13 protein-coding genes are annotated in these 16,301 nt (G+C 68.4%); 8 read left to right on the plus strand and 5 right to left on the minus strand.

Annotated elements, in window-relative coordinates:
• The first annotated feature begins 2 nt into the window (after nucleotides 1-2).
• The 5 genes from F4Y45_00950 to F4Y45_00970 all read left to right on the plus strand — a co-directional run bounded on the left by F4Y45_00950 (nucleotide 3) and on the right by F4Y45_00970 (nucleotide 5,725).
• Nucleotides 3-1,658, plus strand: coding sequence for a PQQ-dependent dehydrogenase, methanol/ethanol family (locus F4Y45_00950; GenBank protein MXY23075.1), 1,656 nt, complete (start codon nucleotides 3-5; stop codon nucleotides 1,656-1,658).
• 71 nt (nucleotides 1,659-1,729) lie between these two features.
• Nucleotides 1,730-2,161 (plus strand): DUF2384 domain-containing protein, encoded by a 432-nt coding sequence (locus tag F4Y45_00955; protein MXY23076.1) that lies wholly within the window; start codon nucleotides 1,730-1,732, stop codon nucleotides 2,159-2,161.
• Between the two features lie 3 nt (nucleotides 2,162-2,164).
• On the plus strand, nucleotides 2,165-2,632 hold the full coding sequence (locus tag F4Y45_00960; GenBank protein MXY23077.1) for an RES domain-containing protein: 468 nt from the start codon (nucleotides 2,165-2,167) through the stop codon (nucleotides 2,630-2,632).
• Between the two features lie 70 nt (nucleotides 2,633-2,702).
• On the plus strand, nucleotides 2,703-4,724 hold the full coding sequence (locus F4Y45_00965) for a M1 family metallopeptidase (protein ID MXY23078.1): 2,022 nt from the start codon (nucleotides 2,703-2,705) through the stop codon (nucleotides 4,722-4,724).
• A complete protein-coding gene (locus F4Y45_00970; protein ID MXY23079.1) occupies nucleotides 4,721-5,725 on the plus strand; it encodes a hypothetical protein in 1,005 nt (334 codons plus the stop codon). The genes F4Y45_00965 and F4Y45_00970 overlap by 4 nt, the downstream gene beginning before the upstream one ends.
• A 60-nt stretch (nucleotides 5,726-5,785) precedes the next feature.
• Here the strand turns inward: F4Y45_00970 and pap are convergent, their stop codons facing one another.
• The gene (gene pap / locus F4Y45_00975; protein ID MXY23080.1) at nucleotides 5,786-7,264 is read right to left on the minus strand and encodes a polyphosphate:AMP phosphotransferase; all 1,479 of its coding nucleotides are present in this window, start codon (nucleotides 7,262-7,264) and stop codon (nucleotides 5,786-5,788) included.
• Nucleotides 7,265-7,294: 30 nt separating this feature from the next.
• Here pap and F4Y45_00980 point away from each other — a divergent pair, with 30 nt between their 5' ends.
• Complete coding sequence (locus F4Y45_00980) at nucleotides 7,295-8,053, plus strand: BON domain-containing protein (protein MXY23081.1); 759 nt, start codon at nucleotides 7,295-7,297, stop codon at nucleotides 8,051-8,053.
• Here the strand turns inward: F4Y45_00980 and F4Y45_00985 are convergent.
• From F4Y45_00985 to msrA, 3 genes are read right to left on the minus strand one after another with little or no spacing between them, the layout of a single operon-like run.
• Entirely contained in the window at nucleotides 7,944-10,385 is a 2,442-nt protein-coding gene (locus tag F4Y45_00985) for a glycoside hydrolase family 65 protein (GenBank protein ID MXY23082.1), read from the minus strand. The genes F4Y45_00980 and F4Y45_00985 overlap by 110 nt on opposite strands.
• Nucleotides 10,385-11,197: an HAD-IA family hydrolase gene (locus F4Y45_00990; protein MXY23083.1), complete on the minus strand. Its 813-nt coding sequence runs from the start codon at nucleotides 11,195-11,197 to the stop codon at nucleotides 10,385-10,387. Before F4Y45_00990 ends, F4Y45_00985 begins: the two co-directional genes overlap by 1 nt.
• A gap of 53 nt (nucleotides 11,198-11,250) precedes the next feature.
• The gene (gene msrA, locus F4Y45_00995) at nucleotides 11,251-11,916 is read right to left on the minus strand and encodes a peptide-methionine (S)-S-oxide reductase MsrA (GenBank protein MXY23084.1); all 666 of its coding nucleotides are present in this window, start codon (nucleotides 11,914-11,916) and stop codon (nucleotides 11,251-11,253) included.
• Between the two features lie 64 nt (nucleotides 11,917-11,980).
• On the opposite strand from msrA, the gene F4Y45_01000 reads away from it, so the two are divergent.
• The gene (locus tag F4Y45_01000; GenBank protein ID MXY23085.1) at nucleotides 11,981-13,528 is read left to right on the plus strand and encodes a mercuric reductase; all 1,548 of its coding nucleotides are present in this window, start codon (nucleotides 11,981-11,983) and stop codon (nucleotides 13,526-13,528) included.
• 67 nt (nucleotides 13,529-13,595) lie between these two features.
• On the opposite strand, the gene F4Y45_01005 is transcribed toward F4Y45_01000, so the two are convergent.
• Nucleotides 13,596-14,753, minus strand: coding sequence for an acyltransferase family protein (locus F4Y45_01005; protein MXY23086.1), 1,158 nt, complete (start codon nucleotides 14,751-14,753; stop codon nucleotides 13,596-13,598).
• A gap of 207 nt (nucleotides 14,754-14,960) precedes the next feature.
• Between F4Y45_01005 and soxC the strand changes: the two genes are divergently transcribed.
• Nucleotides 14,961-16,184 carry a sulfite dehydrogenase gene (gene soxC / locus F4Y45_01010; protein ID MXY23087.1) on the plus strand — a complete coding sequence of 408 codons (1,224 nt, stop codon included), beginning with the start codon at nucleotides 14,961-14,963 and terminating at the stop codon, nucleotides 16,182-16,184.
• Nucleotides 16,185-16,301 lie beyond the last annotated feature (117 nt).

Below are 16,301 nucleotides of genomic sequence, written 5' to 3' on the forward strand. Positions count from 1 at the left end.
TCATGAAGCGGATTGCCCTGCTCATCACCTGCCTCGCCATCGCGGCGGTGGCGTTCGTCGTTGCGGATCGGCTCGCCGTCGTGGACGTGAGCGCCCAGTCGGACGGGACGCCGGCGTTTCGGCCGGTCACGTGGGAGAGGCTGCTGAACGCGGCGGACGAGCCGGAGAACTGGCTCATGTACAACGGCACGCTCGACGCCCAGCGCTACAGCGGGCTGGAGCAGATCCACAGCCGCAACGTGCAGAACCTCGAACTGAAGTGGGCGTACCAGATCCCGGAAATCGACCGGGCCGAGACGACGCCGCTCGTCGTCGACGGCATCATGTTCGTCACCGAGGCGCCCAGCAACGTCGTCGCCCTCGACGCCGCGACGGGTCGGCAGTACTGGCGCTACGAGCAGGAACTGCCGGACGATCTGCGGATCTGCTGCGGCCGGAACAACCGCGGCGTCGCCATCCTCGGCGAGACGCTCTACTATAGCTCCCTCGACGCGAAGCTTGTGGCCCTCGACGCGCGCAGCGGCAACCAAGTCTGGGAATCCGTGGCCGCCAACTACCAGTCGGGTTACTCCAAGACCGCGGCGCCGCTCATCGTCAAGGACCAGGTGGTGACCGGCATCGCCGGCGGCGAGTTCGGCATCCGCGGCTTCCTCGATGCCTACGACGCGGACACGGGGACGCTCACCTGGCGCACTTACACCATCCCGGGGCCGGACGAGCCGGGGAACGACACATGGATGGGCGACTCCTGGCGGACCGGCGGATCGCCCACCTGGATCACCGGCGCCTACGACCCGGATCTCGACCTGGTGTACTGGGGCACGGGCAACCCTGGACCCGACTGGAACGGCGAAGTTCGCCTCGGCGACAACCTCTACAGCGACTCCGCCCTCGCCCTGAACGGCGAGTCCGGCGAGCTGGAGTGGTACTTCCAGTTCACGCCTCACGACATCCACGACTGGGACGCCATCCAGGTCCCGATCCTGGGAGACATCATGTACGAGGGCGAGATGCGGAAGGTGATGATGTGGGCCAACCGCAACGCCTTCTACTACACGCTCGACCGCGAAACCGGGGAGTTCCTGGTCGGCACGGAGTACGCGAAGCAGACGTGGGCCGAAGGGCTCGACGAGAACGGCCGGCCGATCCGCGTGCCGAACATGGAGCCGTCCATCGAGGGCACCCTCGTCTCGCCGTCGATCGGCGGCGGCACGAACTGGTGGTCGCCGACGTTCAGCCCGCGCACCGGCCTGTTCTACGTCAACGCCTACGACGGCGAGCAGATTTACTTCATCCGCGAGGAGGAGTACGTCGAGGGCGAGCAGTACACGGGCGGCGGCGGCCAGAACGCGGCGCCGCAGGACACGTACCACAGCGCCGTCCGCGCGATAGACCCGGCGACGGGCGACGTGCGGTGGGAGTACCCGATCGCGCCCCGCTCCACGTCGGGGCTGACCTCGACGGCCGGCGATCTCGTCTTCGGCGGGACCGTCGACGGCTACTTCTTCGCCATCGACGCGGTCAGCGGCGAGGAGCTGTGGCACGTGGCGGTCGGCGCGCGCGTCCACGCCGCACCGATCACCTACGCGGTGGACGGCGAACAGTACGTCACCATCGCGGCTGGCAACGTCGTCTTCACGTTCGGCCTGAGCGACTAGAACTCAGCCGGTTGCGCCGGTGGGAGTCTGGCAGTTGAACGTTCGCCATATGTCCGATAAGATGCTGACATATGGCGGGTAGAGCACTGCAGGCAGCCACCACCGACCCAGACCCGACGCAGATTGGCCTGAAGGCGCGTGTCTCAGCCGCCCGTCGCGGCGTCACCGTCGCAGAAGCGGCGGAGACCATGGAGAGTTGGTCGGTCCCGGTAACGCGGTTCGCCGCCATCCTCGGCTGCTCCGAGCGAACCTGGTTGCGAGCTCGTGGCGGTCCGCCGGAAGTAGTGCTTCCGGCGGCAGCCTCTGACAGGCTGCTCCGCACGCTGCGAGTCTTGACGCATGCCGGAGCCGTATTCGACGGCAAGGCTGACGCCCGCGCATGGATGTCCTCACCGAATGCCGCGCTCGGCGGCGAGTCGCCCCTTGCATTGTTGGACACCGACGAAGGTGTGCGACTTGTGGACGAGGTGCTGACGCGCCTCGAATTCGGAGTGTACGCCTGACCCTTGCGCGTCTATCGCTTGACCCTGTCGAGGCATGCGCACACCGCCTTTTCCGGGGAAGGTGCGCGGCGTGTTGGCGGCCGATGGACACCGCCAGGCCGGCCAGTCGTCCATACCTCCTCCTCCGTTGCGCTCGCCGTGCTCGAAACGCTGGTACACACGCCCGTAAACTCGATGCCGTCGCACGATGTCATTGCGGTCGACGTTCCGGACGAACTGCCTGTGGATGTCGTCTCGGCTACCACCCTCCCGGACGACTGGCGGCGCACACCGCCACCATCGGCGTTGCAGGAACTGGGTAGAGCGTGGTTGGACACCGAACACACGGCGGTACTGCGGGTGCCCTCTGCCATCGTCCCGCTCGAGGTCAACTACCTCCTCAATCCCCAACATGCAGACTTCAAGCGCCTGCTGATCCACGAGCCGGCGCCGTTCCGGATTGACAAGCGCCTCTACAGACTCGTGCCGTGACCGGTGCGCCAGCGTCCACGCCGACCTGGATGCCGGCGCACCATGGCGTACGCGTATTAACATCTCGCGCATGCGCGCGAGACATGCCGCCGTTGCTGCGTTCCTGCTGGGTCTGGCTGTTACCCCGGGCGGCGCGCAGGCGCCGACTTCCCCGCGCAACGCGAACTACGACATCGACGTCACCCTCGATCCGGCGGCCCGGACGCTGACCGGCCGCGAGACGCTCACCTGGCGCAACATCTCGCCCAATCCCACGTCCGAACTGCAGTTCCATCTCTACTACAACGCCTGGCGCAACACGCGCTCCACCTGGATGCGCGAACGGCTTCTGGGTCGGGGCGCCGGTCTGCACAACCGCGCGGAAGAAGACTGGGGCTGGATCGACGTAACCAGCATGCGCCTGCGGGGTGGCGCGGCGGGCGGCGACGACCTCGACCTGTTGGGTCAAGCGGCGTTCATCGCCCCCGATGACGGCAACCCGGACGACCGGACGGTCCTGCGCGTGCCTCTCCCCGCTCCCGTCGCGCCCGGAGAGACGATCGACGTCGAGATCGAGTGGACCACCCGAATCCCGCGTCCCTTCGCACGCACCGGCGCCGTGGGCGACTACTTCTTTCTGGCCCACTGGTTCCCGAAGATCGGCGTGCTCGAGGCGGACGGCTGGAACTGCCATCAGTTCCACACGGGGACGGAGTTCTTCTCCGACTACGGCGTCTACGACGTCCGGATCACCGCGCCATCCGGCTGGGTGGTGGGCGCCACGGGCCGCGCGCAGGGAGTGACCGACAACGGCGACGGAAAGACGATCCACACCTTCCACGCGGAGGACGTGCACGAGTTTGCGTGGACCACGAGCCCCGACTTCGTGGTGGTGGAGGACCGGTTCGAACACCCGACGCTGCCGCCGGTCGACATGCGCCTGCTGCTGCAGCCGGAGCACGCGGGCCAGGAAGAGCGCCACTTCCGGCCCACGCGCGAGACCCTCCGCCTCTACGGCGAGTGGTTCGGCGCGTACCCCTGGGACCACCTCACCATCGTCGATCCGGCCTGGCGGAGCAGCTCCGGCGGGATGGAGTACCCGATGTTCATCACCGCCGGCACGCGCTGGCTGGCCCCCGCCTCGACCGACGGCCCGGAGGAAGTGACGGTCCATGAGGCGGGGCACATGTTCTTCCAGAGCGGTGTCGGCAACAACGAGATGGAGCACTCGTGGATCGACGAGGGGCTGGATACCTACGCCACCGCGCGCGTGATGGAACAGGAGTTCCCGTTCGTCCGCGAGCTCCGGTTCTTCGGCGGCTTCGTGCCCTGGCCGCAACCGGACGTCCCGTGGGATCGCGTCATCCACGGCGATCGCATCGCCGGCTACCGTGCCGCCGCGCGCTCCGACGTGCAGGCGACGCCGACGTTCCGCTACTGGCCAGGAACCGGCGGCGCGATTACCTACAACAAGTCGGCCCTCTACCTGCACACGCTGGAACGGCATCTTGGCTGGGACGTGGTGCGGCGCGGCATGGCGGACTTCTACCGGCAATGGAAGTTCGGCCACCCGAAGCCGAACGACTTCTTCGACGCCATGAACGGGGCGGCCGGCGAAGACCTCGGCTGGTTCTTCGATCAGGTGCATGGCAGCTCCGCCGTCTTCGACTACGGCATCGCCGCGCTCAGCAGCCGCAATGCGGCCGGGCGGGGATGGTTCGATGACGGCCGCTACCGGGACGAATCGGGAAGCGGCGCCGGCGCGAACCGCGAGGCCCGGTCCGGGCCCGACAACTGGTACGAATCGCTCGTGACCGTCCGCCGTTACGGCGACGGCATCTTCCCCGTCGAGGTCGTCGTCGAGTTCGCCGACGGCACGAGCGAACGCCGCCGCTGGGACGGTCAGGCCCAGTGGACCTATTACCGGTTCGTCCGTCCGTCCCGCGCCGTGACCGCAACCGTGGACCCGGATCGTGTCTTGTTGCTGGACATCGACTTCACTAACAACAGCCGGACCACCCGGTCGCGCGCGGGCGAAGCGGCGGCCAAGTGGACGCTCGCCTGGATCGTCTGGGTCCAGGATCTCCTCCTGACGGCCGGCTTTCTCGCATGATCTCCGCTTTCCTCGACGGGCTTCGCCGCGCCGCCGCCGCACCGCTGGTGGTCGTGGGCATCTGGGCGGCCACTCTCGCCACCGCGCTGCCCCTGGCGCTGATGCTGTTTCTCGGCATCGCCGGCGACCTCGGGCCGAGCGTCACCTCCGCCGCGGTGGCCGAGGGTTGGGACGAGATGTGGTGGACCGAGTTCCGCGGCGACGCGAACGCGGTCGAGGGCACGTTCGGTCCCTGGGTGATCGGCTTCGCGGCGGCCCTGTTCAACCTGTCGAACCTCCTCGACGGGGTGCCGCCCCGGGCGGCCACGCTGCCGGCGATCGTCTGGTTTCTCGCCTGGATCTTTCTCGCCGGCGGCGTGATCGACCGGTTGGCGCGACAGCGGCCCATCGGCAGCGCCGCCTTCTTCTCCGCGTGCGGCGGTTTCGTCGGGCGCTTCGTCCGGCTCGGCCTCATCGCGGCCGTCGCCTACGGCGTGCTGTTCCTGTGGTTCCGTCCCTGGCTGTTCGGCGACGTGTACGAATCGCTCGCGCGCGACGCCACGGTCGAGCGAACCTGGGCAGTGACCCGCTTCGGGCTCTACGTGATCTTCGGCGCGGCCCTCGCCGCCGCCGACCTGGTGTTCGACTACACGCGGGTCCGCGCCGTCGTGGAGGATCGCCGCAGCATGATCGGCGCCCTTCTCGCCACGCTTCGGTTCATGCGCCGCCATCCGGCCGGCGTCGCGGGGCTGTGGCTTCTGAACGGCCTGCTCCTCGCGCTCGTCTACGCCGCCTACGCTCTCGTCGCCCCGGGGGCCGGAGCGAGCGGCGGGGCCGTCTGGGGCGCCTTCGCCGTCGGCCAGCTCTACATCGCGGCGCGCGTGTTCGCCCGGCTCGCGGCGTACGCCTCGCAGATCTCCTACTTCCAGTCCCGGCTCGCCCACGCTACCTACGTGGCCAGCCCCGAGCCGCGCTGGCCGGACTCGCCGAGCGCCGAGGCCTTGGGCCCGCCGGCGACGTAGCCGCCCGTCCGGCCGGCGCCGCCACCCGCCGGGCGCCGGCTGGCGTGGCGAACATGGCTGCTACCGGCGCTTGAGGGCGCGGCGAATCCGATCCGCCAGCGTCTTGACCACCTTCACGCGCGCGTAGCGTTTGTCGTTGCCTTCGACCAGCGTCCACGGCGCGCGGCGAGTGCTGGTGCGATCCACCATCTCGTTGACGGCGTCGGCGTAGGCGTTCCACTTGTCCCGGTTGCGCCAGTCCTCGTCGGTGATCTTCCACTGCTTGTGCGCGATTTCCTGCCGCTTGCGGAACCGGTCGAGCTGCTCGTCCCTGCTGACATGCAGCCAGAACTTCACCACGACGACGCCATGCTCCGTAAGCTGTTCCTCGAAGTCGTTGATCTCGTCATAGGCCCGCTGCCATTCGTCGGGGCGCGCGAACTTCTCGACCCGCTCCACGAGGACGCGGCCGTACCAGCTCCGGTCGAAGATCGTGACGTGGCCAGCCCGACCGATGTGACGCCAGAAGCGCCAGAGGTAGTGGTGCGCGAGTTCTTCGTCGGTCGGCGCCGCGATGGGGACGATCTGGAAATAGCGCGCGTCCAGCGCCGCCGTGCAGCGGCGGACTGCGCCCCCCTTGCCGGAGGCGTCCCACCCTTCGAAGACGGCGATGGTCGAGATGCCGCGCTCGCGGGCGAGACGCTGGGCTTCGTACAGTCGGCCCTGGTGACGTTCGAGGTCGACCAGCGCGCGCCTCTTGGACACGGTCCTCGTGAGGTCGAGGGCGGACAGTCGGTCCTTTACGGGGGAGGCGACAGCCGGCGTCGCCGGCGCCCCGGGGACGGACGCCGATGCGCTCTTCAGAGCCTGGCGGATCGCGTCGCGGACGGCGGTGGCGACGCCCGTCATCGGAGATTTCGCGTCCGAGCGGTCGATGACACGCCAGGGCGCAGCCGGACTGTCCGTCAGGTCGGCGGCGCGCTTCCAGACCCGGACGACGGCGTCGTGGCGCTGGAGGCGGTGCCATTGGTCGGCCCCGGCCCGCCAGCGGCGAAGCGGATCGGCCTCCAGAGCCTTCAACCGCTCGCGCTGCGTCTCCTGATCGACATGGAGCCAGATCTTCACGACGACCGCCCCGTCGTCGGTCATCGCGCGCTCGAAGCGGTTGATCTCCCGCACCTGGCGTTCGAAGGCCCGTTTGCCCGACCGGCTCTCCGCGAAGTCCTGTATGACCGGGCCGTACCAGCCGCTGAGGTAGAGCGCCACCAGGCCGCGCGGTGGGAGTGCGCGCCAGTAGCGCCAGAACCAGGGACGCTCCCGTTCCTCGTCGGACGGCTCGCCCCAGGCCCACGTCTTGAGCCAGCGGGGGTCCATCCAGGCGTTCAGTTCGTTCGCAGTGTCTCCCCGATCCGCGGTCTCGGGGCCGGCGAGGACGACGAGCACCGGGCCCGCGCCCTGTTTGCGGAGTTCGTGCTGCGCGGCAAGCAGGTCGGTGCGTAGGACGGACTCGGCCACCGGCGTCAACTCTAGCAGGCGCGCGACCGCACGGGTGTGGTACAAGGGAGGGAGACCCGGCGCCGGGAGAACAGGATGATTACGATGCCCCGTTCCGTTGTTCGTACCTGCGTTGCCCTGACCTTCGTTGCCGCCACGGCCGTGGCGTCGCCGACCGGCGCAGCCCTCGCCGAGGGGCAGACACCCGATCAACTGCAGAAGCGGGTCGAGGACGCGTTGCACGATGAACGCGCGTGGCGGAACCTCGAAGTGACGGTTGCGGGCGACGAAGCGACGCTCACCGGACGACTCAACCACTTCTGGGACAAGCACCGGGCCATTCAGCGGGCCCTCTCCGTCAACGGCATCAGCTTCGTCGCCAGCGAGATCGTCATACCGGTGGAAGAAGATCAGCAGAAACTCGCGGAGGAGGTCGGGCGCCAGGTGCAGCGGTATCCCCACTACACGATGTGGGACGTCATCGACGGCCGCCTCGACAACGGCGCCGTCACGCTTTTCGGCAGCGTGACGCCGGAGCGCGACAAGTCCGGCGAACTGTTCGAGCGGATCGCCAAGATCCGCGGGGTGCAGGACGTGCAGGTGAACTTCGACGTGCTGCCGCCTTCAACTTCCGATGACAGGCTGCGCTACGCCATCGCGCGGCAGGTATTCAGGAGCCCGCACTTCGAGCGCTTCGGGACGATGACCAACCCTCCGTTCCACATCATCGTGGACAACGGAGTCGTCACACTGGTCGGCTACGTCCCGAGCCAGATCGAGCTGCTTGAGCTTCAGCGGATCGTGGCCCAGACGCAAGGGGTGCTGCGGGTCGAGAACCAGTTGCAGACCCAGTAGGCCGGGTCACCGGCACACCGGGCGCCAGCTCGAGCGCGTCCCCCTCGTGCACGATGATGGCCGGCGTATCTCCGGTCAGCGTGTAGGTAGCCTCGGCCGGAGTCATTTCGACGTCGAGCCGCTGCCCGCGGATTTGCAGCGCGAAGCGGAGCCGCCCGAGCGCCTCCGGGACCCGCGGCGAGAACTTGATGGCCCCCCGGAAGTCGCGCATCCCGGCGAAGCCGTAGATCAGCGTCATCCAGAACCCGCCCATCGAGGCGATATGGCAGCCGTCCTGCACGTTGCCGGCCACATCCGCGAGATCCATGAGCCCGGCGTCGGTCGAATAGCGGAACGCCCGGTCCGCCTCCCCCACCTCGGAGGCGACGATGCTCTCGATCGAGCACGAGAGTGAGGAATCGCGCGTCGTCAGCGGATCGTAGAAGTTGAAGTTGTTCCGCTTCTGTTCGAACGAAAACTCGTCGCCCAGAAGGAACATCGCCAGCACGACGTCCGCCTGCTTGACCACCCGGTGACGGTATATGACGAGCGGATGGTAGTGCAGCAGCAGCGGGTACTTGTCCTGCGGCGTGTTCGCGAAATCCCAGTCCTCTTTTTCGTTGAAGCTGTCGTCCTGCAGGTGGACCCGTTGCGATTCGTCGTACGGGACGTACATCAGGCTCGCGGCGCGCCGCCATTCGTCCACTTCGTCCAGATCGAGCCCGGTATCCCGAACCAGTGCGGCAAACTGCGCCGGATCGGCGTCGTGCAACCGGTTGATCGTGGCGGCGGCATACCAGAGGTTCTCGCGCGCCATCAGGTTGGTATAGAGATTGTTGTTCACCACCGTGTTGTATTCGTCCGGCCCGGTGACGCCGTTGATCTTGAAACTGACGTCGTCCGGACGATCCGGCCGCTGCGCATAGAAACCCAGGTCCGCCCAGAGCCGCGCCGTCTCCACGAGGAGCTCGGCGCCCACCTTCGCCAGGAAGTCGTCGTCCCCCGTCACGTCGACGTACTTGCGCAGCGCGTAGGCGATATCCGCGTTTATGTGGTACTGCGCCGTGCCGGCCGCGTAGTAGGCGGAGGCCTCGTCGCCGTTGATTGTCCGCCAGGGGAAGAGCGCGCCCTTCTGGTTCACCTCACGCGCCCGTTGGCGCGCCTTGCCGAGGTAGCGGTGCCGCTCGCGCAGCAGGTTCTGCGCAATGCGCGGCGTCGTGTAGGTGAGAAACGGCAGGAGATAGATCTCGGTGTCCCAGAAATAGTGGCCCTCGTACCCGGGTCCGGTCAGCCCCTTCGCGGGAACGCCTACCCCCTCGGCGCGCGCCGTCGCCTGGCAGATGTGAAACAGGTTGAACCGGATCGTCCGCTGCCATTCCCGGTGACCGACGACGATGTCGGCGCGGTCCCAGAATCCGTCGAGAAAGCGGCGTTGGCTCTCGAGCAGGTCCTGAACGCCGCGCTTGACCGCCCGGTCCAGCACGCGCCGCGCCTCGCGGCAGAGCTCTTCCGCACCGCGGCGGCTCGATGAGGAGTGGTAGGCGATGTACTTGACGATCCGGATCCGCGTGTTCGCCCTGCCGTCGATCGAGAAGACGACGCGGCCGCCCGCGGCGTCGGCCTGTGTCTCCGTGGTGACGGCGCAGTCGGTTTCAACGGTGTGATCGACCGAGCACGACAGCGTCATCCCGCTCGACCTGGCGGCGTAGCCCCGGACGATGCGGAGGCCGCGCGTCTCGCTGACGCGCGACTTGAGCACCTCGCATCCCACCTGCCTGCTGCGGGGGTCGCCGTTCTGATGTTCGGCACGGCGCGAATCGGCAATCTCGGACTCGATCACAACCGGCGCGTCGTGGGCCAGGGTCACGTCGTAGATGATCGCCGCAAGGTGCCGGTGCTCGAGCGAGACGATGCGTCTCGACTCGAGGGTGACGCGCTGGCCCGAGCTGTGGCGCCACACCAGGCGGCGGTCGAGCGTGCCGGCCCGCATGTCGAGCGCCCGCTCGAACTCGTCGAGCGTGGCGGTCGGCAGGAAGAGCGGTTCGTCGTCGACGTAGAGCCGGAGGATCTTCGCGTCCGGCACGTCGACAATCGTCTGTCCCACCTTGGCGAAGCCGAACGCCTCCTCGGCGTACACGATCGGCCAGGTCTCGTGGAAACCGTTCACGTAGGTGCCGCTGTAGGCGACCGGCAGCCCTTCGTCGCAGGTACCGCGCATGCCGACGTAGCCGTTGGCGAGGGCAAAGATCGACTCCGACGCGGCAAGACGCCGCTCATCGAATTCCGTCTCGATGAGACGCCACTCGTCGTGCTTGTAGATGCCGTCAAGCGAGTGCGGCCTGTGGTTCGCCATTAGCCCAGCGTCTCGGCCAGATCGTTCACGACGACATCCGCTCCCGCCGCCGCCAGCTCCGTCGGCGCGCCGGTCCGGTCAATCGCGACGACCAGCCCGAACCCGCCGCCGCGCGCCGCCTGCACACCGGCGATCGCATCCTCGACAACCGCCGCACGGTCCGGCGGGATGCCCATTGCCCGCGCCGCATGCACGAACATGTCGGGCGCCGGCTTCCCGGCCAGTCCCTCCGCCTCCGCCGTCAGTCCGTCGACCCGTAGTTCGAAGCGATCCGCAATTCCCGCCGCGTCCAGTATTTCCCCGCACCCGCGGCTCGACGAAACGACGGCTGTCCGCACGCCGTTCGCGCGCAGGTGCCGGACCACGGCCAGCGAGCCATCGTAGGTCTCGACGCCCTCGGTTGCCACCAGCTCGTGAAACAGCGCGTTCTTCCGGTTGCCCAGGGCGCAGACGGTTCCGTCCCCGGGAGCATCCGACGGCTCGCCGTCCGGCAAGGTGATTCCGCGCGATTCCAGAAACGCCCGCACGCCGTCATAGCGCGGCCGCCCGTCAACGTAGCGCGTGTAGTCCCGGTCCTCGAACGGGCGAAAGCACGCGCCGGCGGGCCCGCCGGCCGGTGCGCCGGTCGGTGCGCCGGTCTCCAGACCGGCACTTCCAGCACGTCCGCCGCTTCCGGCACCTGCGGCAGCCGCCTCCCGATCCGCCAGAAACCGGTCGAACATCCGCTTCCAGCTCGCTGCATGCAACCGCGCGGTCGCTGTCAACACACCATCCAGATCGAACAGCACCGCTTCGTAGGCAGCCCACTCGATCGGGGCAGCGCCCCGGCCCGCCGGCGCTTGCAGGGACTCGCCCTGCCGGACGGTCAACGTGCGGGGGTCTCCCTCACCACCCCGACCGGGCAGGAGACGCCGGTCCCGCCATGGCCGCAGTAACCGAACGGATTCTTGGCCAGGTACTGCTGGTGGTACTCCTCGGCGTAGTAGAACGGCGGCGCCTCGCGGATCTCGGTCGTGACCGGCCCGTAGCCCGCTCCGGCCAGGAGCGGCGCGTAGCGGTCGCGCGACGCCTCGGCGACTCGCACCCGCTCGTCGCCCGCCACGTAGACGGTGGAGCGGTACTGCGTGCCGACGTCGTTCCCCTGGCGCATCCCCTGCGTCGGGTCATGGTTCTCCCAGAAGATCGACAGGAGGCGGTCGAACGGCAGCGCTCGCGATTCGTAGACCACCAGGACCACCTCCGCGTGGCCCGTCCCGCCGCTGCACACCTCGCGGTAGGTCGCGTTCCGGGTCAGTCCGCCCGCGTAGCCCACGGCGGTCGTGTAGACCCCCTCGACGTTCCAGAACGCCTTCTCCGCGCCCCAGAAACAACCCATCCCGAAGAGCACCTGCTCCGTCCCCTCGGGGAAAGGCGGGACGATCGGCCGGCCATGCACGAAGTGTTGCCGCGACACCGGCATCGGCTCGTCGCGGCCCGGAAGCGCCGAGTCGGCGTCCGGCATCCGAAGACTGGCCGGGTTGGCGAACAGCATGCGTTTCTCCTCTCGCCGCCGCTCGCGAGCGGCGTCTCAGCGATACAGCATATAGTGATCCGCCGTGACGACGACCACCTCCCTGATCGAGCCCGACGACTCGTTCAACCGCTTGCTGACAGCGAACGTTCATCCCGCCGATTGGCGGAATCCGACCCCCGACGGACGGTACAACCTGGTCGTGGTGGGCGCCGGCACCGCCGGACTGATCTGCGCCTCGGTGGCGGCGGGCCTCGGTGCGAGGGTCGCGCTGGTCGAACGCCACCTGATGGGAGGCGACTGCCTCAACGTCGGCTGCGTCCCGTCGAAGGGAATGATCCGCGCAGCGCGGGTGTGGGCGTCCGCACGCGACGCGGCCGTCTTCGGACTCACATTTCCGGGCGGCGTCGAACGGGACTTCGGCGTGGCCATGGAACGCATGCGCCGGCTGCGGTCGACAATCAGTGCCGTCGATTCCGCCGAGCGCTACCGCGGACTGGGCGTCGACGTTTATCTGGGGGACGGACAGTTCACCGGGCCGGACGCGCTGCAGGTAGGCGACGCGACGTTGCACTTTGCCCGCGCTGCCATCTGCACCGGCGGGCGCGCCACGGCGCCGCCGATCCCGGGCCTCGCCGAGGCCGGCTATCTGACCAACGAGACCATTTTCTCGCTGACCGAGCTGCCGCCGCGTCTGGCGGTGATCGGCGCCGGTCCGATCGGCTGCGAGATGGCGCAGGCCTTCGCCCGCTTCGGCAGCGACGTGACGGCGTTCGAGCAGGCCGGACACATCCTTCCGCGCGAAGACCCGGACGCCGCCGAAGTGGTGCAGGACCGCATGACGCGAGACGGCGTCCGCTTCCTCTTCAACACGACCGTCGAGTCGGTCGAGCCCGGCCCGGCGGGCGGTAGGGGCGAGAAGCGCATTCGTTACACCGAGGGCGGCGAGACCCGTGACGTCACGGTAGACGCCATCCTCGTCAGCGTCGGGCGCGCGCCAAACGTGGAGAACCTCGGTCTCGAGGCGGCCGGCGTCGCGTTCGATCGGACCGGCGTCACGGTGGACCGCTACCTGCACACGACGAACCCGCGCATCTATGCCGCAGGCGACATCTGCTTTCCCTTCAAGTTCACCCACACCGCGGACGCGATGGCGCAGATCGTCATCCAGAACGCGCTGTTCCCGCATCCGTTCGGACTGGGACGCCGGACGACCGACAGCCTGATCATCCCCTGGTGCACGTACACCGAGCCGGAGATCGCCCACGTCGGGATGTACGAGACGGACGCGAATGCGAAGGACATCGCGGTCGAGACGTTCACCCAGCCGCTCGCCGAGGTGGACCGGGCGATGCTCGACGGCGAGGATGCCGGCTTCGCCCGCGTCCTGGTCGAGCGCGGATCGGATCGGATCCTGGGCGCGACGATCGTCGCGGCCGACGCCGGCAACCTGATCAGCGAGGTGACCGTCGCGATGCAGGCCCGCGCCGGACTGTCGACGATCGGCGCCGCGATCCATCCCTACCCCACGCAGGCCGAGGCCTGGCGCAAGGTCGCCAACCAGCTTCGCCGGGCCCGCTTCAGCCCCCGCCAGAAAGCGTTCCTCACCCGCCTCTTCACCTGGAGTCGCTAGCAGCCCGTCCCGGGCATGCCGCGAGCGGCATGGCGGAAGCCCCGGCGGGATTGCCGCAATCCGCGCGTCACGTCCGCGGCTGCGGGCGGGGAACCATCGGCGGGATCGGCGGGGTTCCGCGGCGCGTGCGCGGCCCGTTCAGGATGTTCCCGATCACCGTATAGCGAACGCCCGCCTGGTAGACCAGCAGCAAGCTGGCGACGACCACGGTGCAGATCAGGACGAACTTCAGGTGCGGGCCCATCGCCAGGGGCGCGAGTACCTGCTGGAGGGCGACTACGAGCGGGAGGTGGGCCAGATACAGCCAGTAGGAAGAGTCCGACAGGTAGCGCACCCAGAAGCGTTCCCCCGACGCGATCCAGCGGAACAACCCCATCGATCCGAAGCACATCAGCCAGGCGTAGACGAGCTGCGCCGCCGCAGCAGCGCCCCATTGCCAGGGGGCATAAGACTCCCGGATGGGGTTTTCCATCAGGAGCATGCCGACCGGAAACGCCAGCAAGAGGGCCGGCATGAGTGCGACGGCCCACCACCGCCGCACCTGCATCCCGCGCTGGAAGAAGAACACCCCGAACGCGAAGAACACGGCGTAGTAACCGATCACGCGCGCCGCCGGGATCACGCCGTCCGCCGTGTCCGTCCCGAACACGACCTCGTGCATGAAGTACTGCGGCGCGAAGGCCAGCGGGATCAGGAGCCACCACAGGGAATGGCGGAACCGCAGGCCCAGCTTCGCGACGACGACGAGCGCTCCCGCCAGGAGCAGGATGTGCCAGAGGAACCAGAGATGGGCCAGGCCGCCCAGCCACGCGAAGGGCCAGGCCGCCAGCGAGAACTCGCTGCCGAAGGACGCCCAAGCCACCAGCGGGACTATCGTGAACATGCCTGCGAGCAGCGGCAGGCCGATGCGCTTGAGGCGGTGGCGCAGCAGCCGATCCAGCCCCCGGGCCTGCCACAGCATCGCCGTGAAGAAGCCGCTGATCAGAAAGAACAGCGGCATCCGGAAGCCGTGAATGGCCGAGGCCAGCCACGCGTAGACATTGGCTACGAGCGGCGTGTCGTTGGCGTACGCCTCGTGCACCGGCCAGAAGTCGATAGGTATGAGGAAGGCGGCGGCGTGCAGCACGATGCCCAGCAGCATGGCGACACTGCGTAGCGCGTCCAGATCATGAAACCGGGTCATGGCGTACCCTCCCGTTTCCGGAACCGCAGCTCCGCAGTCCATCCGTGCTCGGCAACCGTGCGGATCAGTTATCACGGCGGGTTGTGAGACGGCAACGCATGGCAAGCGAAAACTGCTGGTCGCAGGAGCTTCGTGGGGGTAGGATTCACACAACGAGCAACCCACCCATGCACGGTTGACCGCTGCGTAGAACCAACGCACGGACGTTCGGCACGACGTTCGCCCGTAGCGTCGCGAGAGGAGGAAGCGATGCCACGCAACCGCGAGCGGGGGATCTCCCGCCGCCAGCTCATCACGACGGCCGCCACGGCGCTGGCCGTCACCACCCTCCCTTCCACCCGGAACGCTCTCGCCCAGTCCGCCGACACCACCAAAGCCCCAGGCGTTCCTCCCAGTGCCCTCGGCGAACGCTCGCCGCACGCGCCGCTTTCCCGCGGCGCCCTGACCGGCGGCTCATCCCGGACGCCACTACAGGACCTGCACGGCATGATCACGCCGTCCGACGTCCACTTCGAACGTCACCACGCCGGCGTGCCGTCGGTCGACCCGAACGACTACCAGTTGCTGATTCACGGCCTGGTCGACCGCCCGATGATCTTCACGCTCGACGAACTGAAACGCTTCCCCGCCACGTCGCGCATCTGCTTCCTCGAGTGCTCCGGCAATTACCCGCAGGCGGCCGGACCCGAGACGAAACCGGAAAACGTCGCCGGCATGACGGCGACGACCGAGTGGACCGGCGTCACGCTCGCGACCCTCTTCCGCGAGGTGGGAGCGAGCCCCGATGCCACCTGGTTCCTCGCCGAGGGTCAGGACGCCGCCGTCATGACGCGGAGCGTCCCCATGGAAAAGGCATGGGACGACGCGATGGTCGCCTACGCCCAGAACGGCGAGCCGCTCCGCCCGTCGCAGGGCTATCCGGCGCGGCTGCTGCTGCCCGGTTGGGAAGGGAACTCGAACGTCAAGTGGCTACGCCGGCTGGAGCTGGCCGACCAGCCGTTCATGACGCGTGAGGAGACCTCCAAGTACACCGACCCGATGGTCGACGGTACGGCGCGGCAATTCAGCTTCGTCTTCGACGCGCGCTCGCTGATCACGTCGCCGGCGTACCCCGAGGTCGTGGAGCCGGGCTGGATCGAAATCCGGGGCATCGCCTGGTCGGGCCGCGGCGCCATCGCACAGGTGGACATCAGCACGGACGGCGGCGGCACCTGGGAGCCGGCGCGCCTGCAGGAGCCGGTCCTCCGCCAGGCGCACGTCCGTTTCCGTCACGTCTGGCAGTGGGACGGCAGCGAAACCGCGATCATGAGCCGCGCGACCGACGACACCGGCTACGTCCAGCCGACGCGCGCGCAACTCCGGGAGCAGCGAGGCCGCCGGGCCCGGCGCTACCACCTCAACCCGATAACCGCCTGGCGCATCCAGCCCGACGGACACGTCTTCTACCGCGAGGAGGAACCGTGGGACGCGTGAGACCTGGCACACTGGCTGGTGCGCCGGCCTCCAGGCCGGCTCTCACCCCGCGCCCGCCGCGAGGACGTTTCCGCCTCCCACTGCTCGCCCTGGCGATCCTCGCGGCCGGTTGCGCGG

This window comes from Acidobacteriota bacterium (genome assembly GCA_009838525.1).
Classification (GTDB): domain Bacteria; phylum Acidobacteriota; class Vicinamibacteria; order Vicinamibacterales; family UBA8438; genus VXRJ01.